Origin of the sequence: Streptomyces sp. DSM 40750 (genome assembly GCF_024612035.1) — a bacterium.
GTDB lineage: Bacteria > Actinomycetota > Actinomycetes > Streptomycetales > Streptomycetaceae > Streptomyces.
On record NZ_CP102513.1, the window covers coordinates 11,206,590 to 11,229,494 of the forward strand.

20 protein-coding genes are annotated in these 22,905 nt (G+C 68.1%); 7 read left to right on the forward strand and 13 right to left on the reverse strand.

The genetic code is table 11. The features are described from left to right. Nucleotides 1-3: 3 nt before the first annotated feature. The 4 genes from JIX55_RS49145 to JIX55_RS49160 form a co-directional block, all read right to left on the reverse strand. The gene (locus tag JIX55_RS49145) at nucleotides 4-456 is read right to left on the reverse strand and encodes a flavodoxin domain-containing protein (protein WP_257561403.1); all 453 of its coding nucleotides are present in this window, start codon (nucleotides 454-456) and stop codon (nucleotides 4-6) included. Beyond that, entirely contained in the window at nucleotides 453-1,763 is a 1,311-nt protein-coding gene (locus tag JIX55_RS49150) for an FAD-dependent oxidoreductase (protein WP_257561402.1), read from the reverse strand. The genes JIX55_RS49145 and JIX55_RS49150 overlap by 4 nt, the downstream gene beginning before the upstream one ends. A gap of 325 nt (nucleotides 1,764-2,088) precedes the next feature. Continuing rightward, nucleotides 2,089-3,504 carry an APC family permease gene (locus JIX55_RS49155; protein WP_257561401.1) on the reverse strand — a complete coding sequence of 472 codons (1,416 nt, stop codon included), beginning with the start codon at nucleotides 3,502-3,504 and terminating at the stop codon, nucleotides 2,089-2,091. Nucleotides 3,505-3,747: 243 nt separating this feature from the next. Then, on the reverse strand, nucleotides 3,748-4,731 hold the full coding sequence (locus JIX55_RS49160; RefSeq protein WP_257561400.1) for a C-terminal binding protein: 984 nt from the start codon (nucleotides 4,729-4,731) through the stop codon (nucleotides 3,748-3,750). Nucleotides 4,732-5,056: 325 nt separating this feature from the next. Between JIX55_RS49160 and JIX55_RS49165 the strand changes: the two genes are divergently transcribed. From JIX55_RS49165 to JIX55_RS49180, 4 genes are all read left to right on the forward strand, one after another. Continuing rightward, nucleotides 5,057-5,983 carry a LysR substrate-binding domain-containing protein gene (locus JIX55_RS49165; RefSeq protein ID WP_257561399.1) on the forward strand — a complete coding sequence of 309 codons (927 nt, stop codon included), beginning with the start codon at nucleotides 5,057-5,059 and terminating at the stop codon, nucleotides 5,981-5,983. Nucleotides 5,984-6,212: 229 nt separating this feature from the next. Continuing rightward, a complete protein-coding gene (locus tag JIX55_RS49170) occupies nucleotides 6,213-7,835 on the forward strand; it encodes a flavin-containing monooxygenase (RefSeq protein ID WP_257561398.1) in 1,623 nt (540 codons plus the stop codon). A gap of 35 nt (nucleotides 7,836-7,870) precedes the next feature. Further along, complete coding sequence (locus JIX55_RS49175; RefSeq protein WP_257561397.1) at nucleotides 7,871-9,241, forward strand: NAD-dependent succinate-semialdehyde dehydrogenase; 1,371 nt, start codon at nucleotides 7,871-7,873, stop codon at nucleotides 9,239-9,241. 106 nt (nucleotides 9,242-9,347) lie between these two features. Then, complete coding sequence (locus JIX55_RS49180; RefSeq protein ID WP_257561396.1) at nucleotides 9,348-10,235, forward strand: fumarylacetoacetate hydrolase family protein; 888 nt, start codon at nucleotides 9,348-9,350, stop codon at nucleotides 10,233-10,235. Nucleotides 10,236-10,298: 63 nt separating this feature from the next. Here JIX55_RS49180 and JIX55_RS49185 read toward each other — a convergent pair whose 3' ends face one another. Next, a complete protein-coding gene (locus JIX55_RS49185; RefSeq protein ID WP_306819967.1) occupies nucleotides 10,299-12,956 on the reverse strand; it encodes an FAD-binding and (Fe-S)-binding domain-containing protein in 2,658 nt (885 codons plus the stop codon). 339 nt (nucleotides 12,957-13,295) lie between these two features. Here JIX55_RS49185 and JIX55_RS49190 point away from each other — a divergent pair, with 339 nt between their 5' ends. Beyond that, nucleotides 13,296-13,946: a TetR/AcrR family transcriptional regulator gene (locus JIX55_RS49190; protein WP_257561394.1), complete on the forward strand. Its 651-nt coding sequence runs from the start codon at nucleotides 13,296-13,298 to the stop codon at nucleotides 13,944-13,946. Nucleotides 13,947-13,982: 36 nt separating this feature from the next. Beyond that, nucleotides 13,983-14,381 (forward strand): cupin domain-containing protein, encoded by a 399-nt coding sequence (locus JIX55_RS49195; RefSeq protein WP_257561393.1) that lies wholly within the window; start codon nucleotides 13,983-13,985, stop codon nucleotides 14,379-14,381. A gap of 208 nt (nucleotides 14,382-14,589) precedes the next feature. Here the strand turns inward: JIX55_RS49195 and JIX55_RS49200 are convergent, their stop codons facing one another. Both JIX55_RS49200 and JIX55_RS49205 read right to left on the reverse strand, forming a co-directional pair. Continuing rightward, nucleotides 14,590-14,847 (reverse strand): hypothetical protein, encoded by a 258-nt coding sequence (locus JIX55_RS49200; RefSeq protein WP_257561392.1) that lies wholly within the window; start codon nucleotides 14,845-14,847, stop codon nucleotides 14,590-14,592. Nucleotides 14,848-15,100: 253 nt separating this feature from the next. Continuing rightward, nucleotides 15,101-15,505 (reverse strand): hypothetical protein, encoded by a 405-nt coding sequence (locus JIX55_RS49205; protein ID WP_257561391.1) that lies wholly within the window; start codon nucleotides 15,503-15,505, stop codon nucleotides 15,101-15,103. 36 nt (nucleotides 15,506-15,541) lie between these two features. Between JIX55_RS49205 and JIX55_RS49210 the strand changes: the two genes are divergently transcribed. Next, nucleotides 15,542-15,796, forward strand: a complete 255-nt coding sequence (locus JIX55_RS49210) for a hypothetical protein (protein WP_257561389.1) — start codon at nucleotides 15,542-15,544, stop codon at nucleotides 15,794-15,796. Here the strand turns inward: JIX55_RS49210 and JIX55_RS49215 are convergent. Genes JIX55_RS49215 through JIX55_RS49240 form a run of 6 tightly spaced genes read right to left on the reverse strand, consistent with a single transcriptional unit; the run spans nucleotide 15,771 to nucleotide 22,894 of the window. After that, nucleotides 15,771-16,637, reverse strand: coding sequence for an HAD-IIA family hydrolase (locus JIX55_RS49215; protein ID WP_257561388.1), 867 nt, complete (start codon nucleotides 16,635-16,637; stop codon nucleotides 15,771-15,773). The genes JIX55_RS49210 and JIX55_RS49215 overlap by 26 nt on opposite strands. Then, entirely contained in the window at nucleotides 16,618-18,093 is a 1,476-nt protein-coding gene (locus JIX55_RS49220; RefSeq protein ID WP_257561387.1) for a biotin carboxyl carrier protein, read from the reverse strand. Before JIX55_RS49220 ends, JIX55_RS49215 begins: the two co-directional genes overlap by 20 nt. After that, nucleotides 18,086-19,468, reverse strand: a complete 1,383-nt coding sequence (locus tag JIX55_RS49225) for an acetyl-CoA carboxylase biotin carboxylase subunit (RefSeq protein ID WP_257561386.1) — start codon at nucleotides 19,466-19,468, stop codon at nucleotides 18,086-18,088. The genes JIX55_RS49220 and JIX55_RS49225 overlap by 8 nt, the downstream gene beginning before the upstream one ends. Continuing rightward, on the reverse strand, nucleotides 19,465-19,965 hold the full coding sequence (locus tag JIX55_RS49230) for an acetyl-CoA carboxylase biotin carboxyl carrier protein (RefSeq protein ID WP_257561385.1): 501 nt from the start codon (nucleotides 19,963-19,965) through the stop codon (nucleotides 19,465-19,467). The genes JIX55_RS49225 and JIX55_RS49230 overlap by 4 nt, the downstream gene beginning before the upstream one ends. Then, nucleotides 19,962-21,056, reverse strand: a complete 1,095-nt coding sequence (locus JIX55_RS49235; RefSeq protein WP_257561384.1) for a PEP/pyruvate-binding domain-containing protein — start codon at nucleotides 21,054-21,056, stop codon at nucleotides 19,962-19,964. The genes JIX55_RS49230 and JIX55_RS49235 overlap by 4 nt, the downstream gene beginning before the upstream one ends. Nucleotides 21,057-21,073: 17 nt before the next feature. Further along, nucleotides 21,074-22,894: a PEP-utilizing enzyme gene (locus tag JIX55_RS49240; RefSeq protein WP_257561383.1), complete on the reverse strand. Its 1,821-nt coding sequence runs from the start codon at nucleotides 22,892-22,894 to the stop codon at nucleotides 21,074-21,076. Nucleotides 22,895-22,905 lie beyond the last annotated feature (11 nt).

Consider the following 22,905-nt stretch of genomic DNA (forward strand, 5'->3'; position numbering starts at 1 on the left):
AGGTCAGGCGGGCATCAGGGTCAGGAGGTCCCGGGTCCACGCGTCAGCGAGTTCTGTGGCCGGGGTCGTCGACGCGGCATCATGCTTGGCCGTGGTACCGATCTGCTCCGCGCCGAGCTCCAGGAGTGCTCTACGGAGGGTCTCGATGGCGTTGTTGAACGTCTCGTAGATGCTGTCACCGAGCCCGAACGCCGCGAACCGCACACCCGTCAGGTCGGGGCGCTCCGCCATGAGCGCGTCGTAGAACGGCGCGGCAGTCTCCGGCAGTTCGCCCTCCCCGTAAGTGGAACTGACGAACACCGCGATCTCCATGGCAGCCAGGTCGGACACCTCGACGTCGGTCAGCTCCGCGGTCACTGTCTCGAACCCCTGGCCACGGAACGCGGCAACGATGTCGTCGGCGACCATCTCCGCGTTGCCCGACTCGGTCCCGTACAGGACGTGTACGACAGTCATTCCGTTTCTCCTGTGTTGTCGATGGCCGCAGTCGTGGCCGTCGGGATGGAAGCCAGGGCGTCGGAACCCGCCGCCGCAGCGAGGAGTTCGCCCCTGGTGGTGAACTTCCTTCGGCACCTGTCGGGCCGGGCGCGTCGAACCTCGGCACCGTCGATGCGCTGCCACGCCTCGAAACTCACCGTCGAGGCCGGCAGTTGGTCGCGGAGGCCGAACAGGCCCGTACGCTGCTGCGGCTCCTGGCCGCGCAGGAACTCGAGGACGCACTTCGCCGCAGATGCCGCCAACTTCCGGTTCTCCGCAAGGTTTCCCAGGCGGCCGGTGGCGGGACCACCCACGCGGAACACGTTCGATGCCTCCAGATCAGCGACATGTGCCGGCTGTGCCGGAGGGGAGTCGAAGCCCAGCGCCGTGATGACGGTGTCGGCGTCGAGGTGGTCGACCAGCGCCGTGCCCTCCACATGACGGGTCGTCACGCGGACCCGGCCGTCGTGCCTGCGAATGGAGACCGGAACCTGCCGGAACCGCACGTTCACCGTCGTGCGCGGAGACACCGCGGGCCCGCCGAGCAGAGATACGCCATCCACGCTCAGGTGGACCCCGACGACCTCGGCGAGTTCCTTGACCATTGACGCATCCCACTTCGCTGCATGCGGCTCACACCTCCCCAGGATGTGGATCGTCCGCACGGGGTCCGGCGCCACTGCGCGCAGCGCGTCGTCGTCGACGTCCGACGCGATGAAGTCCAGGTCGGACTTGGCCAGCAGCCGTGCGACATCCGCCGCGACGTTTCCGGTGCCGAGGATGACGACCTCGGGCCCCAGACACTCCGGACCGGCTTGCCGGTGGCGCAGGCGAGAGTCCGGGTCGGAGTTCAACAAGCGGATCAGGTCACCGGCGCCGACGACCCGAGCGTCCGGGTCCTGGTCGATGCCCAGTTGCCTGTCCGTCCCCAGTCCGGTTGCCAGCACGACTGCGTGAAAGTTGTCCAGAAGCGCACGGAAGCTCACATCGGTTCCGACAGACACGTTCCCGACGAAATCAACCCCCGGCTGCCCGAAGAGCCGCTCGAACTGGCGTGACACTGCCTTGGCGCCCTGGTGATCCGGCGCGATGCCGTACCGGACCAACCCGAACGGCGTCGGCAGCGAGTCGAAGACCGCGATCTCGAGGTCGGGCTGTCCCTTGCGCAGAGCCTGGGCCGCGTAGCACCCGCTGGGGCCGGCGCCGATGACCGCGACCTGAAGCGGAAGCCCGTTGCCGACGGCGGCGGCCGGTTGGTTCGGCGCTGTCTCTGCCGGAGTTTTCATGGCTACCTCGGTTGCTGCGAAGAAGTTCAACAGATGGGAAGAACGTTAACTAACTAACGGACGTTAGGGTAGTGAGTGAAGAAGTTTCCCGATGCGGATCCGGCGCCGCTGGTGCCCGAGCTCGTGGACGTCCCCGACGTAAGACGTCGGTGCATCCAGCTCGTTCGGCAGCGGCGCCGGACGGTGTTCCGCACCTTCCTTGTCGTGTACTCAGACTGTTTGCTGTCGCGCGAGTCGCCGAGCGTCAACATCGTCGGACGAGGCGTCCCCTTCTAGTGCCTGTCGTGTCCCGGCCGTACGTACACGGCGTCGCAGGCGGAGGCCGTCACAGCTCTTGGCGGCCGATGCGCTGGTACACCTCGGGACGCCGAGTCCGCAGAACTCGCGCGACGGCCATTCCGATCAGGAACAACGCGAATGTGAAGATCAGGAAGAACGACGTGACGAAGCCGGAGCCACCGAGCAGGTCCGAGTAGTTCGCCACCGCGAGACAGGCCACCACGCCGATACCGATCGCCGCCACGAGCGGTGCGACGGCGGTCTTCCACACAGGTTCCCGCGACGGGTTGCGACGGAAGTAGACGAACACCGCCACACTCGCCGCGAACAGGAGCAGCAGGATCGCGAAGGAACCGATGCCGGACGCCCGGGCGTACAGGACGTTCGGGTCGCTGCCCAGCGCCACGAAGAGCACCACACCGATGGCCCACAGGCCGCCGATGACGGACGCGGCCGCATACGGCGACCCGTGCTTGGGGTGCACCTTGCCCAGGACCGTCGGCACCACACCGTCGGTGCCGAGCGAGTACATGTATCGCGCCGTGACGTTGTGGATGGACAGCATCGACGCCAGGATCGAGGTCAGCAGCAGGACGGTGACGATGTCGACCACGGTCTTGCCGACCAGCACGGTCAGCGCGTCGGTGAACATTCCGCCGGTGTTGGCAGTGGCGGTCGCCTGCGTCTTGTCCGCGCCGGTGAAGGCGATGTAGGCCCACGCGGCCAGAGCGTAGAAGACGCCGATGCCCGCCACGGACAGGTAGGTGGCCCGGGGGATGGTCTTGTCGGGATCCTTGACCTCCTCGCGGAAGATGACGGTCGCCTCGAACCCGAAGAAGTTGCCGACCACGAACAGGAGTGCCAGACCGATGTTGGGGTCGGTGAGCCACGGCAGGCTCAGGGTGGCGCCCCCGGTGCCGGACGGAGCCCCGTGGACGAACGACGCGACGTCGAAGACGAGAACGGCGACGACTTCGAGCACCATGACTACGGTCAGCACCTTCGCTGAGAGGTCGATGCGCCGGTAGGCCAGTGCGGTGGTCACCGCGACGATCGCCAGCGCATACCAGCCCCATGCGATGTGAGGACCGTTGAGGTTCTTCTCCACGTAGCTCTGGACCGTGATGGCGAAGAACGACGGAGCGAAGAAACCGATCATGAAGTAGCCGAACGTCGCCAGGAACGCGCCGCCCAGACCGGCCGGGCGTCCGAGACCCTGGGTCACGAAGGAGTAGAAGCCGCCCGGGTTCGGAACGGCACGGCCCATCACCGTGAAGCCGACGCAGAAGACCAGGAGTATGACCGTCGCCACGATGTAGATCGCCGGACCCGTCTTGCCGCCGAACATCAGCAGCACCGGGATGAACCCGGCCACCGTGGTCAGCGGCGCGGAGAACGCGAGCACGCTCATGGCGAGCTCGCCGACGCCCATGTTGCCCTGCAGATGCCGCGGCTCGTCCACGACCTCCGCCCTTCGTCTTTCACCACTCACAGTGGGGACCTGCTCGTGTCGTGCCATGAGTTTCTCTTCCTGGTGAGGCCCACCGAGCTACCGCGGGGCCGGTTGGGTGTAGGTGTCGCCTCCCCGAGTGATGCCGTCCTGTTCAGGTACGGGCTCACCGCGTGGAGCTCGCTGCGCCGGCACCGATGCCTGCACAGACGTTCTGGTGTGGGGGGAGGTGGCCGTGGCGGGATGCCGGTCCGGTCAGGTGACCAGGTCCGACAACGGCCGGCCTGTCAGCGCCTGTCGGGCGCGCAGCACGACGGCCTCCTGGAGCGCGTCCATCGCCAGGTCGGACCGCCACGCGACGTGCGGGGTCATCACCAGGTTCGGCACACCGCGCAGTACGTGATCCGCCGGCAGCGGCTCGGTCGTGAAGGTGTCCAGACCCGCACCCGCCAGATGGCCGGACCGCAGCGCGTCCGCCAGCGCGGCCTCGTCGACGAGCCCGCCGCGCGAGACGTTGACGAGGACCGAGCGGTGCCGCATGCGTCCGATGACCTCGGCCGACATCAGGTTTCTGGTCTCGGCCGACAACGGCAGGTGCAGCGACACCACGTCGGACTGCTCGAGCAGTTCCCTCAGCGGCGCGGCCGGTACCGAGGTGAAGGTCGCGAACGGGTCGTAGCCGCGGACGTTCGTGCCCAGTGCCGCGTACCACCGGGCGACCTGGCGGCCGATCCGGCCCATGCCCACGACCGCGACGTCCAGATGGGAGAACCGCGGCGTGTCCATCCCGACGCTGCCCGCCCACTGGCCGGCCTCGATGGCCGATTGCCCCGCCGGGATGCGCCGCGCCAGCAGCAGCCCCATGGTGAGCGCGTGCGACGCGACCTCCTCGGTCGCCGCACCCGGCACGATCGCGACCGGCACACCCTTCGTCCGGGCGGCCGTCACGTCGATGTTGTCGTAGCCGATGCCGTACCGCACCACGGCGATGCACTTCTTCATCGCGGCGAAGTCCTGGGCCTCCACGGGCGCGTACGGGGTCACCATCACCACGGTCGCTTCCGGGATCGACGCACGGAACGTCTTCCGGTCCGGCGCCACCATGAAGTCCAGCCCGAACTCCTCGGCCAGCGCCCGCTCCCGCTCCAGACTCGGGTATTGCTGAGGACCGACAAGGAGCAAACCACCGGCACCACCGGCGATTCCGGCCGGGGTTTCGGTGCTGCTTGCAAGAGACATTTCAACCCTCTCAGATCAGGGCGAAGACATTCGGTGGCCGGGAACTCGGGCCGCCTAAACCTGCTTGTGCGGAAAGTGAAATGAAACGTAAGGACAGCCGAACAGTCCGTCAACGGGTCCGACCGCGTCAGATCGGAATACGTCAGAACTGGGAACGGTGTGTTGTCGAAACTGGATTAATCTCGGCGACGGCCCGACAGCGGGGTATGCAGCCATACGGGCGGCCGACGTGGGTCGGCGACACTGCCTCACGCCGACTCTAGCGAACTAACGGTCGTTAGTATACGGTGGGTGCTGAACATTGCAATCGGAGGTGTGTGCGACCGTGAATGTGCGACAACTTCAGGCTTTCCTCGCGGTCGCCGAGCATCTGCACTTCGGTCGGGCCGCGGAGCAGCTCTTCATGGCCCAGGCGCCGCTGAGCCGGACCATCCAGGCCCTCGAGGGTGACCTCGGTACCCGCCTCTTCGAGCGCAATACCCGCTCGGTCTCCCTCACCCCGGCCGGCAGAGCTCTCATCGAACCTGCCCGTCAAGTGCTCGAAGCGGTCGCCTGCGCCGAAACCGCCGTCAGAGCTGCTGTCTCCGGGGAATCCGGCATCGTCCGTGTCGAGTTCTGCGGGGTCGCCGCGCATCCTCTGGTGGCCGCCCTCTCCCGCGCCATGCGCGCGGACCATCCCGGCATCCGCCTCGATCTGACCTCGCAAGCCGTCTCCAGGCCTACGATCCGCCGCCTGCTGGATGAAGAGGTGGATGTCGGGTTGGGCCGCTTCGACAATCCGCCGCCCGGCCTCGACAGTGAGGTCCTCATCGCGGACTCGCTGGTCGTAGCGGTGCCCCGGACGCATCGCCTCGCCGGCTCCCAGGTCGTGGGCTTCCAGGACGTGGCCTCCGAGCCCTTCGTCTCCCTGCCCTACGCCACCGGATCGGTCACCACCGACCGGCTCTGGCGCCTCGGCTACGCGCACGGCGCCGGCGGCGTCAACAACGTCCAGTTCGCCCCCGACACCTTCTCCTGTCTGGCGCTGGTCGGTGCCGAGGTCGGCTGTCATCTCGCCCTGCGGTCCGTCGCCCGCACGACGACCAATCCCAACGTCGTCTTCCTCCCCCTCGCTCAACGCGAATGCGAACTGGTGCCCGACGTGCATCTCCGCGTGGCGTGGCGATCCGGGGCGACCACCCTGCCCGTCGAAGCCGCACTCGGACACCTGCGCCGCCATCTGCGCCAGAATCGACCGGCGGTCGCCGCCTGAGCGGCCTTGCAGCCGCACTGATCATTTCAGTTCCGGAAACAATCGCTCGCGACCTTCGCATCAATTCTGTCTGGCGCTCAATATTTCCGAGTCGTAACGTCGCATTGTCGAAATCTCGCTCGACTCTCCCCGGTGATCCCGGGGAAACAATGGCCGCGCAGACCTGTGCGCTGTTCACCCTGCCGATCGAGTCTTTTTCTGTGCTCGAAATCCCGCAAAGGAGCAATACATGGGCAACGAAAAAACCGTGCGTGAGATCGATGCACTCGTAGTCGGAACCGGTATGGGCGGCGTCATGGCACTGCGCACCCTCACCGCCGACGCCGGCCTCGACGCGATCGCGATCGACAAGGCGCCGCAGGTTGGCGGCACTTGGTACTGGAACCGTTACCCCGGTGCGCTCTCCGACACCCAGAGTTTCATGTACCAGCTGCCCTACGAAAAGGAACTGTTCCAGCGGACCGACTGGCGCACTCGTTACGTTCCCGGGCCTCAGATCCGCCAGTACATCGAGGACGCCGTCGACTTCTGGGACCTGCGCTCACGCATCCAGCTCGAGACCGCCCTGGTCAGCGCTGCCTTCGACGAGGAGAACGCGAACTGGCACGTCGTCACCGACAAGGGCGAGTTCCGCGCCCGCTTCCTGGTCACTGCCGCCGGCCTCCTGTCCCAGATCAACATCCCCGACTTCCCCGGGATCGACCGGTTCAAGGGCCGCATCGTCCACACCGCCGACTGGCCCGAGGATCTCGACATCTCCGGCCTGCGCATCGGTGTCATCGGCAACGGTTCCACGGGCATCCAGTTCATGACCGAGGCCGCCAAGACCGTCGCCCATCTGACCTCGTTCCAGCGCACGGCGCAGTACAGCGTCCCCGCGGGAAACCGCGAGTGGTCCGACGCCGAACTGGAGCAGTTCAAGACCACGTGCGAGGACCGCTGGGAGGAGTTCCGCACCTCCAAGATCGGCTTCGGTGTCGACGAGACCACGCGCAGCATCTGGAGCGTCTCCGAGGAGGAGCGCGAGGCCGTCTTCGAGTGGGCCTGGCGCAAGGGCGGCAACTACACCTTCGCCACGGAGACCTTCTGCGACGTCACCAGCGACCGCGCCGCCAACGAGCTCGCCGCCGACTTCATCAAGCGGAAGATCAGGGAGACCGTCCAGGACCCGGAGACGGCGCGCAAGCTCACCCCGAGCGAGTTGTTCGCTCGTCGCCCCATCTGTGACTCCGGTTACTTCGAGATCTTCAATCAGTCCAACGTCACTCTTGTCAGTATCAGGGAGAACCCCATCCGGGAGTTCGTGGCGGGCGGCCTCGTCACCGAGGACGGCGCCCTCCACGAGCTCGACGTCCTGGTCCTGGCCACCGGCTTCGACGCCGTCGAGGGCAGCTACCGGAAGATGGATATCCGCGGCATCAGCGGTAAGACCCTCAAGGAGCACTGGGCCGACGCCCCCCGCACCCACATGGGCATGACCGTGTCCGGATTCCCGAACCTGTTCATGATCCTCGGCCCGAACGGCCCGTTCGTGAACAACCCCTCTGCGATCGGCGTTCAGGCCAAGTGGATCGCCCAGGCCGTCAAGAGCATCAAGGACACCCAGGGCGCCTCCATCTGGCTGCGCGAGGAGGCCGAGGAGAAGTGGCTCCAGACCTGCCTCGACGAGCTCAAGGGCTCGCTGTTCCTGGAGACCGGCTCGTGGATCTTCGGCAACAACATCCCCGGCAAGCGAAAGGCCCGCACCGCCAACTTCTACGTCGGCGGCCTCGACAAGTTCATCGCGATCTCCGAGGCGGAGGCAGCCCAGGGATACCCCAGCTACGAGGTCCTGATCCCGTCCGTGGTCTGACCACACCCCCCGCAAGCGGTTTGGAGAAGCCAGCTATGAGCACGTACAAGACCATCTCGCCGCTGAATGGTGAGGTGCTCGCCGAGTACACGATGATGACCGACACCGAGGTCGCCGCGGCGCTCACCCGCGCCACCGACGCCTACCGCGACTGGGCCCGCACCGGAGCCGACGCACGGGGCACTGTCCTGGGCCGCATCGCCCAGCTCCACCGGGAGCGAAGCGCCGAGCTCGCCGAGGCCATGGCGACCGAGATGGGTAAGCCGCTCGCCCAGGCCGAAGGCGAGGTCGCCCTATCGGCCTCGATCTACGACTACTACGCCGGCGCCGGTGCCCAGCTGTTGGCCGATGAGGTCATCGAGATCGGCGCCGGGGGACGAGCCGTCGTCCAGACCGCCCCCACCGGCCCCGTGCTCGGGATCATGCCGTGGAACTTCCCGCTGTACCAGGTGGCGCGCTTCGTCGCACCCAACCTTCTGCTCGGGAACACGGTCCTCCTCAAGCACGCGCGCTCCTGCACCCGAACGGCGCTGCTCATCGATGCCATCGTCGCCGACGCGAACGCTCCGAAGGGCGTCTACGAGAACCTCATCGTGTCGTCCTCGCAGATCGCCTCCCTCATCGCCGACGACCGACTCCGGGGCGTCTCGCTGACCGGCTCGGAGGAAGTCGGCCAGATCGTGGCCGCCCAGGCCGGCCGGCATCTCAAGAAGTGCGTTCTGGAACTCGGCGGCTCGGACCCGTTCATCGTCCTGCCCGACGCCGACCTCGACCTCGCACTCGACCTGGCCGCGACGGGCCGGTTCAGCAACGCCGGCCAGTCCTGCACGTCCTCCAAGCGGATGATCATCCACAGTGATGTCTACGACCGGTTTCTCGAGGGGTTCGTCGCCCGCGCGAAGCAGTGGAACACCGGCGATCCGCTGAGCCCGGAAACCCGCATCGGCCCGATGGCGTCCGAGTCCGGCCGGCGGGAGATCGCCGAGCAGGTGGCCGACGCCGTGTCCAAGGGGGCCGAGTTGCACCTCGGCGGCGTGGTCCCCGACGGCCCCGGTGCGTTCTACCCAGCCACGGTCATCACCGGTGTGACCCCGGAGATGCGCGCCTACAGCGAGGAACTCTTCGGTCCTGTCGCGGTCCTGTACAAGGTCGACTCCGTCGAGAAGGCCGTCGAGGTCGCGAACGACTCCCGGTTCGGGCTCGGATCCGCCGTGTTCACCCGCGACGCGGACCTCGCCGCGGACATAGCCGACCGCCTGGACGTCGGCATGGTCGGCCTCAACACCCTCATCCGCAGCCAGCCCGACCTGCCGTTCGGCGGTGTCAAGGCGTCCGGGATCGGCCGAGAGCTCGGCCGCCTGGGCCTGGACGAGTTCGCCAACAAGAAGACCATCCGTCTTTCCTGACGGCTCCGGTTCCCACGCAGCGCCCTGCCCGCGAGCCTCCCCGCGGGCAGGGCGCCTTTGCGAACGGCACACACCCCGTACGACTGACTACGACGAAGGACATGACGTGAAGCTTGTTTCCTACCATTCCGGTGCCGGCTGGCAGCCGGGCCTCCTGCACGGCGACCACGTGTTCGGTCTCAACACCGCGCTGCGCGCGGCCGGCCTTGCGGCCTCCGCCGACCTGCCGTCGACCCGTGCGTTCCTCCAGGCGCACGGCAGCCGGTTGCCCTCGATCGCCGCGGCCCTCGACCCGGTTCTCGACGGCGGGGCCATCGAGCCCGTCGGCGACGTCGCCACGGTGCGCCTCGGCCCGCCGGTCACCGACCCGCTCAAGGTCCTCTGCGTCGGCCTGAACTACTCCGACCACGTCGGCGAGACCGGTCGCGCCATGCCGAGCCACCCCGACCTGTTCGCCAAGTTCGCCAGCAGCCTCATCGGCCCCTACGACGCCATCGACCGGTCCGACGTGACCGACAACCTGGACTTCGAGGGAGAACTCGCCGTCGTCATCGGCAAGGCGTGCAGCCGCGTGGACGAGAGCGACGCTCTGTCGTACGTGGCCGGACTGTCCGTTCTCAACGACATCACCGCCCGGGATCTCCAGTACCGCGGCACACAGTGGCTCGCGGGCAAGGCTGTTGACCGGGCGACGCCGTTCGGACCAGCCATCGTGACCCTGGAGGAGATCGGCAACCCACAGGCCCTGGACATCGAGACATTCGTCAATGGCACCCGGGTCCAAGGCTCCAACACCAAGTACATGATCTTCTCCGTCGCCAAGATCATCTCCTACGTCAGCCAGTTCCTCACCCTCAGCCCCGGCGATGTCATCGCCACCGGTACCCCCGAGGGCATCGGCGCGAAGCGGAATCCGCCCATGTGGCTGCGCCCCGGCGACAAGGTCGAGGTCGTCCTGGAGAAGGTCGGGACCCTGAGCAACCAGATCCACTGATCTGCACTCTTCACGTCTGCGGAACCGAGCCCCGGCCCGGTTCCGCAGACGTTTTGCCAGGCCTCAGGCGCGGGACGCGAACAGCTCGGCCAGATGCTGGGCCGGTACGTCGGCCAGGTCGTCGAGCTGCACGCGGCAGGACATGCCGTCCGCGAGGAACACCGCATCGGAGTGCGTCCGCACCGTGGGCAGAAGGTGCGTCTCGGCGACAGCGACGCTGACCTCGTAGTGCCCCTTCTCCACACCGAAGTTGCCAGCCAGGCCGCAGCATCCCTGCACCTTGGTGACGGTCGCACCGGCCCTCTCCAGCAGACGCTGGTCGGTGTCCCAGCCGATGACCGCGCTGTGGTGGCAGTGAGGCTGCGCCACCACCTCCACGCCGGTCAGGTCAGGAAGAGACAGGTCGAGACGCTCGACGAGCTCGGCGAAGCTCAGCACACCCGACGCCACCACGTCCGCCTCCTCGGTGTCGCACAGCTCCCGCGCGTCGCTGCGCAGCGACGCGAGACAGGACGGCTCCAGCGCCATGACCGGGATTCCACTGCGGACGTAGGGCGCGAGCGTCCGCATCGTCCGGCCGACCAGGACCCGCGCCTGGTCTAGCTGGCCGGTCGTGATCCAGGTCAAGCCACAGCAGGCGTCCTCCCGGACGACGCGGACCGTGAGGCCCCGGGACTCCAGGAACCGGATCGCCGCCAGGCCGGACTCCGGGAAGAAGTGGTCGGTGAAGGAGTCGGCCCAGATCCACACGTCGGCCGGCGAATCCTCCGTACCGGAGGAGTCCGTCGCCTTCCTCAGAGTCGGGGAGGCGAACTTCGGCACGGATCGCCGGTGGTCGATACCGGCGACCCATTTGGCCAGGCCGGCGAGCGGCCCGACGCGCAGGAGCAGGTTGGCCAGCGGTGCCAGCGGCGCGGTGAGACGCGCCCACTTCGGGAGCTGTCCGAGGAAGACGTGGGACCGCGGTCGCCGCACCCCGGCGATGTCGTGTCGCTGGTGCAGCACCTCGGATTTGTAGGTGGCCATGTCGACGCCGCTGGGACAGTCGCTCGAGCAGCCCTTGCACGCGAGGCACAGGTCGAGCGCCTCGGCCACGGCCGGGTCCTGCAGACCACCGCGCAGCAAGCCACCGTCGAGCGCCTCCTGCAGCACGCGGGCGCGGCCGCGGGTCGAGTCGCGCTCGTCCCTCGTGGCTAGATAGGACGGGCACATCACCCCTGCGGTCCTCGGCGCCACGCACTTTCCGACGCCCGTGCAACGATGCACTGCGTCACCGAGGTCTCCCGCGTCGTGCAGCAGCCGCAGACCCGCACGCACCGGCTCCCGCGGGCGCACCGGCCGCAGATCTTCGGTGATCGGAACAGGGTCGGCGATGATGCCCGGGTTCAGGAGGTCGTCGGGGTCGCATACGGCCTTGACCTGCCGGAAGAGGGCGAGGGACTCCTCGTCGTACATCAGCGGCAACAGCTCACCGCGGACCCGGCCGTCACCGTGCTCTCCCGACAGCGTGCCGCGGTAGTCACGCAGCCGGGTCGCGCACGCGGTCATGAAGTCGCGGAAGACTCCGGTCGAAGCGGGGTCGCCGGGTCGGAAGGGGAAGTCGATGCGGCAGTGGATGCAGCCGTCGCCGAAGTGCCCGTACGGAATGCCCCGAAGGTCGTGCGCCCGCAACAGCTCCTCGAAGTCGCGCAGCCACGCACCGAGGTGTTCCGGCGGGACGGCCGCGTCCTCCCAGCCCCCGTATGCCGGCGTCGGCAGTGACCGTCCCGCGAGCCCGGCGCCGTCCTCACGGATACGCCACAGCGCGGCCGCCTCACGCGGGTCGTCGACCAGCCTGGTGTCCAGTGCGGCACCGGCGGCGACGAGCCGCCGTACCGAATCCATCGCGCCCTCTCCCGCCACCTCCGCGAACAGCCAACCGCTTCCCCTGGGAAGGTCGGGGACCGGCGAACCTTTTTCGCGCACCAGGCCGACGATGCGCGAGTCCATGCCCTCGCAGGCGATGAGACGACCCGGCGCCGCAGCGAGCAGCGTCGGCACGGCGTCGGCCGCGTCGGCCATCGTCGGGTACCCGAGCACCAGCATCCTGCGTTCGACTCTGTCGTCGACCAGCCGTACGGTCGCTTCGAGGACAGTTGCCAGAGTCCCCTCGCTGCCGACGAGGAACCGGTCGATGCGGCGCCGCTCGGGCAGCAGGTGTTCCAGGCTGTAGCCGCTGATCTGGCGGCCGAAGCGGCCGAATTCAGTGCGCAGATGGGCCAGGTTCGCGTCCCCGACGGTCGCCAGCCGCGCTCCGGTGACGCCGCTGGGCCGGCCGTCCTGCTCCCGGGCCAGCTCGCCGTTCCCGTAGAGCACGCGCAGCGACTCGACGTTGTCCACCGTCCGCCCGTAGCCCAGCGCCCGTGACCCGCAGGCGTTGTTGCCGATCATCCCGCCGATCGTGCAGCGACTGTGCGAAGACGGGTCCGGTCCGAACCGCAGTCCGTAAGGCGCTGCCGCGCGCTGCAGATCCGCATGCACAGCGCCCGGTTCCACGCGCGCCGTACGCGCGACCGGGTCGATCTCGAGTACTCGGCCGAACCGACGGGTGTCGATGACGATGCCGCTTCCGATCGCGTTGCCGGCGATGCTCGTGCCGGCACCGCGCATCGTGACCGGAATCCGCATCTCACGCGCCACCTCATGAGCCGCGATCACGTCCTCGACGTTCCGCGCCCTCACGACCGCGGACGGGACAACGCGGTAGAGGCTCGCGTCGGAGGAGTACAGAGCTCGCGTCAGCGACGAGTCGTCGAACTCGACTCCCGCCCCGCGAAGAGCGGCGGCGAGATCATCACGAGAGGCCGTGGAGGAGCCTTCGCCGGATGCGTCGGATGCAGCCTGTGCTTGTCTGGGCATACCGCAGGCTAACTAACGTAAGGTAGTTTGGCTACTGCCGTGGGGCCGGGACGACACCCCAGCTGAGACGCGGTGAAGCGCGATGAGACGGACACTGACTAACGTAAGGTAGTTTTCGATGTCCCGTGCCTTCGGGTCTCAGACGTCGGCAAAGGAGTGGTCGTGACCGAGGAACGGTGGCCCCGCGCTGTCGAGGAGTTCGACAAGCATCTGAGCGAGCTCGACTGGAGTCACCAGAGCAAGTCCCGGCGAGCCATCCTCGAGGCGTTCCTCCGGCTGGCCACCGAGAACGGGTTCAACTCCGTCTCCATGCGCATGATTGCCAAGGAGATGGCCATCAAGGCCCCGAGCCTGTACAACCACTTCCCTGACGGTCGCGACGAGATCGTCGCCGAGTCCCTCCGCTGGCACTTCTACAAGTTCGGCATCGCCGTACTCGAGGAAGTGCGTGGGGTCTTTGACCCCAAGGAGGGCTGGCACCGGATGGTGCACGTCCACCTGACCCGACAGATCCAGCTTCCCGAAAGCGACCTTTGGGACCTGCTGGTGGCGACCGACCAGGTCGTGCACTTCCTCCCGTCAGTGCTCCGCGAGGAAGTCGACGCCTGGGTCGACCTGTACGAAGCGCTTTATCGTGCTGCGGCCGAGGACATGGGCTTCGGGCCATCGGTTCAGCAGGTCAAGCTCGTCATGACCATCCTTGAGGGCGCGAATCGCTGGGTCACGTGGGACGGCAAGCCGCGGTCACTCGCGGTGCTGGTCGAGAAGGCGAACACCGCGACTCTGGCTCTGCTGGAACTCCCGAAGGACTGATGTCTCCGTACGCACGCCATGGGGAAGGGACAGACGATGGCGCCGCAGAAATACCTCTCCAGCCCCCTCGTTCGCCGGGAGGAGGGATGGCCCAAAGGCCACGTCTTCGTGCCGCCGGGCGAGGGCAGCCGACCGGGCGTCGCCCTCATCGAGTGGGAACTGCGGGGAGAGTCATGGACGGACGAGCATCCGCACGACGAGTTCAACTACGTCCTGGAAGGGCACCTGTTCGTCGCGTGTGACGGAGAGACCCTCGAGGCTGTCACGGGCGACGTGGTCCGGGTTCCGGCCGGGAGCGTCGGTCGCTACTGGGCGCCGGAGTACGCCCGCATGATCGCCGTCTACGGCCCCAACCCGCAGGGGCTGGAAAGTCGCGTCCACGCCTATACGCGGCTGGAGTCGTCGGCGGAGCGCTCCAGCGGATCGCCCTCGTAGCTCGGCCAAGGCGTGCCCGGCCCACCGATAGTGGAGAAGGTGGGCCGGTTGCGTACGGCCTGAGGGTCGGGGCGCAGATCGAGCAGCAGAGTCCGCATTTGTCGGGTCGGTATACCGAGCGCTCGTCATCGTACGTCGCTGCTCGTGCCTGCGAAGACACTCGGCTGCCACGCGAGGCAGATGGCGGATGCCGTCGGCGCGCCACGTCTCACTGACGCGGCCCCGGGTCCTTGTGGCGTCCCGCGGCGGTCCGCACGATCGCGGTGATGTCGGCACGGCTGGTGGGGGCGGGGTCGAAGTGGTTGTGCAGAGCGAAGCTCTCGACGAGGGCGTCCAGTGCGCGGGCAGTGGGGTCGAAGTGCTGTGCCAGAGCGTCTCTGCCGGCCTGCAGCCAGTTGCTCATGAAGGCGCGCAGCAGGGGGTCCCGCAGGGAGACAGCCGACGCGAGGCGGGTGCCGTCGTGCATCGGCACCCGCACCGTCGACTGGACGCTCTCGTACCGGGCCGGACGGTCAGGGGCGAGCCAGTCGTGTTCGCCGTCGGGGGCAGGTGAGTCGAGCGGCCCCGGCGCGGTGGCCCGGATCGGCTGCCCCCCTCGACGGTATGCGCCGCCGTGGCGGACGTCAGTCCGGCGAGGGCCAGGCGGTCGCTATGACGGGTGTGACCGTTGCGCGCCTGTGCGGCTGAGGCGGCGAGCATCAACTCCCGTCATGGGTACGCTACTTGAGGCAGGCGGGGAAGAGTTTCCGTGATTCGCTGGTGGGCGTTGCGGGTGCCTCGGGGTCGATGAAGCGGCAGCCGAACGTCAAGGACGCGACCTTCTTTCGCTCCACCCAGCTGGTGAGGTCCTTCCACGCCTTGCTCAGCTCGGCGTCGGAGAAGCCGCAGTGCGTGGCGGACCGTAGCCCACGGTTGACGAGCAGGCCGGACTGGCCGTTGGCGGCCACCCTCTTGGTGTAGGTCTGCTGCATGGACAGCGGCACGAGCCAGTCGTCGATCGTGTGCATGCTCATCACCGGAACTCCCGGCTTGCCCAGGACACGGGGCATGTCGTTGAGCTCCATGCTGTTGCGCTCGTCCCAGCTGTCCGGGTCCACGCGCTCGACGATCCGGTTGATGTCCACCCGCGTGCTCGGCTTGTAGCGCGTGGTGAGGTTCTGTTGCTGATAGCCGTGCTGGGCTTCCTGTCCGACGATGCCCCGGCCGTCGTCGAGGCAGTGTTCGGCGCCATGCAGATGATGAGCGCCGTGTCCAGTCCCGGCGACGAGGCACTGACGGGGCAGGTCTTCGCCTTCATCGAGAATCGCATGCCCGGCACAGCTGGGCCAGCACTGCCGAGGTGGCCCGTCAGACCTTTCCCCCCTGCGGTGTTCGCCGATGTTCGTATGGTCAAGCGGCCGCAGGCAGGAGGTTGAGGAGCCCGCCGACACCGTCGAGGGTGAGATGCGGTCTCCTCGCTAGCGGAAGCGAGGTGAAGCGGTCCGCGGCGTGGATGCCGGTGGCCACCGCGATGGCGAGGGCGCCGGCGTGACGGGCCATCGCCATCTCCAGTTCCGGGTCGTCTCCGACGACGGCGAGGTCCTGCGGCGCGGCGCGCAGCCGCCGCGCGGCACATCGCAGGCCGATCATCGAGGGTTTGCCCACGATCTGTTCGGTGACGCCCGTGACACTGCTGATCATGGCGCAGATGGCACGGGATGTGCCCAGGGCTCTGCCCTCGGCGCTGGCGAAGAACACCGACTGCGAGCAGCTGTACAGGGTGGCTCCGCCGAAGACGGCATGGCAGGCCGCCTCAAGGTCGTCCATGGTGAACTCGCGGTACCAGCCGACCAGTACGGCGTCGGCGTCCGGCTTGCCCTTGGACGCGACGATCTCGAATCCGGCCTGGCGCAGCGGCTCCTTGAGGCCGTCGCCGCCGAGCACCAGCACCCTTCGGTGTCCCATGGCCAGGAAGTGGTCGACGGCGCTGGTGGCGGGGCTGAGCATGGCGGTGTCGGGCAGGTCGAAGCCGATCCGGCGCAGCGTCTGTGCGTACGCCTCGGGGGTGCGGGTGGTGCCGTTGGTGAAGGTGAGCCAGGGAAGTCCACGGGCGGTGAGGGCGGCGGTGAGTTCCAGGGCTCCGGGGAGGGGTGTGAGCCCGTGGTTGCGTCGATCGCCCAGGACGAGGGTGCCGTCCAGGTCGAAGACGATCCCGCGGATGGCGCGCAGACGGTCGGTCACGGCAGCGGCGGCCTCGTCAGTCGGATCGGCGGTCACGGTGCAGCTCCAGTCGGAAGTCGGGTCTGTCCAGGATGAGTTCGGGTGTCGCCGGGCGGGTCCGCAGGCCGTGGAGCAGGTCGAGTACGGGTTTGACCTGGGGGTTGTAGTGCTGCGGGGCCGGGCCTGCGGCCACCATGGCGTCCACCTGCTCGGCGGGCATGGTGGCGCGTAGGAGCAGCTCTTCGTCGCTGATGCCGCGCGGGAACCGCCGCCGCAGTTCGGTGACCGTGGGCGGGGGCGGTTCTTCGGTGAGTTCCTTGGCCCGTGGACGGTTGAGGATGCGGTCGCAGATGTCCGGGTCCACGGGGGCGGTGGGCTTGCCGAAGCTGCCCAGCACGTAGCGGATCACCTGGTCGGAGACGTTCTCGTAGCGTTCGGTGCCGATGACGTTGTACAGCGCCTGGGTGCAGACCATCTGCGGGAAGGGGGTGACCATGATGGGGTAGCCGAGTTCGGCGCGGACTCGGGTCACTTCCTCGATGACCGCGTCGAAGCGGTTGCTGAAGCCCAGTTCGTCGAGCTGGCGGTGGAGCGTGGTCATCACGCCGCCTGCCACTTGGTGGCGCATGAACGCGGCGTCGAAGTCCCGGGGTCCACCGACGGGGAGTCCCTCGGCCGCCGCCATGGCGTGGAAGTAGTCCGCCACCACGCCGAGCAGCCGGTCGTCGATGTCCACGGTGTGGCCGAACTCGCGCAGATTCGCCACGACCTGCTGGGCGTTGGGGAGTGATGTCCCGCCGGCCAGGGCTCCGCAGGCCACTTGGAGCGCGTGCACTCCCAGGTCGGCGGCCTTGAGGTAGGTCAGGCCTGGCAGGCCGATGGTGCAGTGGGAGTGCAGTTCCAGCGGTTTGCCGGCGAGATTGCCCAGGACGGCCGGGATCAGAGTGGAGGCGCGTTCCGTCGTCAGCAGTCCGCCTGGGTCCTTGATGTAGACGCGGTCGATGTCCGGGCAGACAGCCATCTGGGAGGCGAGCGATCCGTAGTGGGCGTCGTCGTGCACGTCGCTGACGGTGTAGGTCAGCGCTCCGACGATCTCGGTGGCCCCGGCCGCACGGATCATCCGCGCGGACTCGCGTACCGCGTCCATGTCATGCATGGGGTCGAGTACGACGAACCGGGTGACGCCGCCTGCCACCAGTCGGTCGTAGACCAGCTGCATGAACTCGGGATGGGCGACCTCCCAGGAGATGAAGCGCAGCCCGGTGCCGATGAACTGCAAAGGGGTGTTGGGCATGGCGCGGTGCGTGAGCCGGATGCGTTCCCAGGGATCCTGGCGGTGGGTGCGCACTGCCATGCCCATGTGGGTGCTGGAGGTGTAGTCGAGGGCCCTAAAACCCACTCGGTCCAGGACCGGGGCGATCTGGAGGATCTTGCCCGTGTCCAGTCCGGTGGCGCCCCACAGGCTCTGGTTGCCGTCGCGCAGCGACACGTCGACGAGCCGGATGTCAGCCATGGGTACCACCTACCGTCACTTGTCCGGTTGCCGAGTGGTCCCGCAGGAACCGCGTGAACCAGGCGGTGTCCACGCCGCCCTGGGCGAACTCCGCGTCGTCCAACACCGCTTGGTGCATGGGCACGTTGGTGTTGACCCCGTCGATCGCGCATCGGGTGAGGGCGCCGCGCAACCGGACCAGGGCCTCGGCGCGGTCCTGGCCGTGGACGATCAGCTTCGCGAGCAGAGAGTCGTAGTAGGGCGGCACGGTGGCGCCCGCCTGGAGGTGGGTGTCGATCCGAATGCCCTCGCCGAGTGGCCAGAGCGCCTCGGTCACGGTGCCAGGACTTGGCTGGAAGTCCCGTGCCCAGTCCTCGGCGTTGATACGGCACTCGATGGCGTGACCGGAGAACGTGACGTCTGCCTGACCGAAGGAGAGCGGTCGACCTTCGGCCACTGCGAGTTGTTCGGCTACGAGATCCAGTCCGGTGATGGCCTCGGTGACCGGGTGCTCGACCTGGATGCGGGCGTTCATCTCCAGGAAGTAGAAGGTGCCCCGGTCGACGTCGACGAGGAACTCGACCGTGCCCAGGCCCCGGTACGCCAGATGCCTGCCGAGAGCCACCGCGGCGCGGTGCATCTCCTCGCGCAGCGCCGGGTCGAGAGCGGGCGCGGGTGCCTCCTCGATGAGCTTCTGGTAGCGGCGCTGCACGGAACAGTCCCGGGTGCCGAGGTGGACGACGTTCTCGCCGTCCGCGATGAGCTGGACTTCCACATGGCGCCCCGTCGCGACGAAGCGTTCCAGGTAGACGCGGGGGTCGCCGAATGCGGCTCCCGCCTCGGCCACCGCCAGGTCGATGGTGGCGGCCAGGGCCGCCGGATCGTGTACCTGTTTCATGCCCCGGCCGCCACCACCGCCCACCGCCTTGATCAGGAGGGGGAAGCCGATCTCCGCGGCGAGTCGCGCCGCGTCAGCGGTGTCTTCCAGCGGTCCGCCGGGCACCACCGGCAACCCGGCCGCGACGGCGTGCCGACGGGCTTCCAACTTGTCGCCGACGGCGGCGAGTTGCTTCACGGTGGGACCGATGAACACGATGCCCGCCTCGGCACAGGCCCGGGCCAGCCGCTGGTTCTCGGAGAGGAAGCCGTAGCCGGGGTGGACGGCGTCGACGTCCGCGGTCCTGGCCGCCGCGAGCACGGCGTCCACGTCCAGGTAGCTGGCCGAGGGCGGGGGAGGGCCGAGGCGGACCACCCGGTCGGCCAGTCTGGCCGGTACGGAGGCGAGATCGGCGTCGGACGCGGCGAGCACGGCCTCGATACCGAGCCGCCTGCACGTACGCAGGATGCGCAGGGCGATCTCGCCCCGGTTGGCGATCAGGACACGCCGCAGGATCACGACGCCGTCCCTCCGGCCTGAGTGTCGATGAACATCAGCACCGTGCCCTGCTCGGTGAAGTCACCGTCGCCCAGGCGGATGTCCGCCACCGTTCCGGCCGCCCCCGCGTACACGGAGTTCATCAGCTTCATCGTCTCGACGATCCCGACCACCGTGGTCTCGGTGACCTCGTCCCCGATCTCCACGAAGGGCGGCGCGCCTGGTTTCGGCGCGCGGTAGAAGGCGCCGGGCAACGGTGTGCGCACCTCGGTCAGGCCCTCGCGGGCGGGTGCCGCCCGGTCCGCCGGAGTGGCCCCGCCAGGCGCCGGCTGCTCCCGCGCCGCACGGTCGTCGACCAGTACCGGCTGGGCGGTGGTTCGGGCGGACTGCGTCCACTCACCGTCGTCGCCACGGCGCAGCGACAGCTCGAACCGGCCGGTGCGCACATGGAGCCGATCGACCTCCATGTCATCGATGATCCGCAGGATGTCCTGGACGTCCTCGCCGGTGATGCTCACGAGGTGCCCCCGCCGGCGCCCGCGCCGCCGAGCAGCGACAGCACGTGGTCGAATGCCCTGGCCTTCGGCGCGGCCACCGGAGTCTTCTCGCGGTTCGACCAGACTGTCTCGGGGCGGCTCTGGAGCAGGAAGATGTTGTGGCCGGGGACGAGGTTGCGGGAGATCGCCCACTCGATGTCCTGCGGGGTCCCGTAATGGGACTCGACCTGTCGGCCGATCCGCACGAGCTCGTGGATCTCCTCGTCGGACAGGCAGGGCTCGCTCCGGAGGTACTCGGGTACGTCCTCCTCCAGCACCCCGGACCCGCTCGGGTCCATCCGGTGCTGCCGCAGCTTCTCGGAGACCGTACGGGAACAGATGTCTGCGGTGACCTTGCTGACGACGTACTTGTCGGGTGTCACGTCACCGCCGACGAGGGCAGACCCCAAACCCCAGGAGCCTTCCAGGGCCACGACGGAGCGGTCCCCGGTGAGCGGGCTGCGGGTGAACATGACGCCGGCGCAGCGCGGGTCGATCATGCGCTGGACGACGACGGCCATGGCGAGGTCGTGCTCGGGCAGCCCCAGCCGGCGCCGGTAGCTGACCGACTCCACCGTGTAGAGGCTGGCCCAGCAGCGACGGACGTGCTCGATGAGGGAGTCTTCGCCGCGCACCCACAGGTAGGTGTCCTGCAGTCCGGCGAAGCTGGCGTCCGCCGCGTCCTCGCTGGTCGCACTCGACCGTACGGCGACGGGAGCGGGCTCGCCCGGGGCGTCGGACTCGCTGTCCAAGTCCCGGTAGTGACCGCGGATCGCCGCTGCCACCCCCTCCGGCAGTTCGGCCGCTTCGATGCGCTCCCTGACGGGTGCGGTCGCGCGGGCGATCGTCTCGGTGTCCTGGGCGTCCAGCGCCTCGATCGCGGTGCGGATCTCGCCGTCCGGGTCGAGGGCGGTGAGGAAGGCCTCGAAGGCCGCGGTGGTCACGACGTAGCCGGGCGGTACGGGCGCGCCGGCGAAGGTGAGTTCGCCGAGGCTGGCGCCCTTGCCGCCGACGGTGGGCCGGTCTGCCAGCCGGAGTTCTGCGAACCGGCGGACGTATGGCGAGGTGTTCATAGTGGTGCTCTCCACGCTCAGTCGAGGATGGTGACGATGCCGCGGTCGCCGTCCACGCGCAGCCGCTGGCCGGTGGTGATCCGCTTGGTGGCGTGACCGGTGCCGACAACGGCGGGTAGCCCGTACTCGCGGGCCACGATCGCCGCGTGCGACATGGTGCCGCCGATGTCCGAGACGGCGGCCGCGATCTTCCCGAAGACCGGGCCCCAGCTGGGTGCCGTCACCGGGCAGACCAACACCTCGCCCTCGCGTACCTGGCCGATGTCGTTGGCACTCAACAACACCCGGGCGGTGCCCTCGACCACGCCCGGCGAGGCGGCGAACCCGCGCACCTCGTGATCGCCCGCCACTGCCGGTGTCGACCAGGCCTGGATGGTCTCCGCGGTGATGCCCCACAGCATGCGCACCGCCGGGTCGTTCAGCGCCTCGGGGACGGGGCCCAATGCCGGCGGCGGGGACCAGCCCGCGAGGGTCTCCAACATCCGCCTCCGCTCGGTGACCGTGTCCTGGACCCGGGTCGACCCGACGGGCTTGGTGCCTGCCGCCCAGGCGAGCATCACATCGGTCAGGGCCTGGCCGACCTCGGTGTGGCTCAGTTGGAAGACGTCCTCGGCGTCGGCAAGGACACCCTGGTCGCGCAGCAGCTCACCGAACTCGCGGACCTTCCCGTAGAACTTCGTGGTGAAGTAGTGCTCGCAGTAGAAGTTGTGGTCCTCGATGAACGGGAACACGGCTCTGGCCAGGCCGAGCATCTGGTCGAAGGCCGCCTGCTCGTCCTCGCCGGACAGCAGGGAGCGGTATTCCTGGGCGATGCGTTCGCGCTCCGCCCTGAGCTGTTCCGTGGGGCGGTCGAGCAGTTCGCCGCGCCGTGCCTGGTCGACGTAGCGGGGCAACGCCGCGAACGGCACCGTGAGGTCGTCGTTCCAGCTGCGGTGGTGATGATAGAAACCGGCGCCGGTCGACATGTTGAACCACGGCTCCCGCGCGTCGTCCAGGGCCGTCAGCCACCTCCGGCCGTCGTCCCCGCGGGCTGCGAGTGCGGCCAGTACCTTGTCCGGGTCGCAGCCCTCGACGAACAGATCGTCGACGCCGTACTCGACGGCAAGCTTCGCCAGCTTCTTCAGCTCGTCGTCGGGACGATAGAGGATCACGTCGATCCCCGCGACCATCCGGGCCACGTCCTGGTCGGGGATCTCGGGAAACGACGTCTTGCAGAACTCGAAGAACACGACGTAGGCGCCGTACCCCAGCATCAGGAACTCCGAGTGGTGGTGCCACATCTTGGAGTACAGGTCCATGAGCCGGTGGTAGTTTTCGCGCAGGTAGTGGTTTTGTGCCACGCCCTTCGCCTGGAAGATCACGTCCGCGTCCTCGAACTCGGGCAGCCGTGGCACCTCGATCCGCTGCACCTCGTCGATCAGGCCGGTGATGCGGGTGACCCAGCCCTGGTAGAGCTCGTCCCAGTTCTCGTAGTAGTGGCCCGCCCGCTCGCTGAACAGGGCGAGCCTGCGCTGGATCTCCGCGGGGTCGGTGACCGGGTTGGCGGTGATGTAGACCCGGCCGTTGACGATGCGGTGCTCGATGCCGAGCGTGGTGGGGAAGACGAACATGCGTGCCGTGTTGGCGCCGAGGGCGGTGTAGGGCGTCTCCGCCGTGACGGCGTCGAACGCGGGCATTGGCTCGGGGAAGTGCATCGCGTTGTAGAACCAGAACCGCTGGTCGTCCTCGGGCTGGAACCGGGTGTAGTAGGGGTACATCGACGCCCAGTTCTCGGCGCCGGCGACGTCGGTGAGCTCTGAGGGAAGCGGGAAGGAAGAGACGGGTCTGGCATCGTTCACGGTGCTCTCCA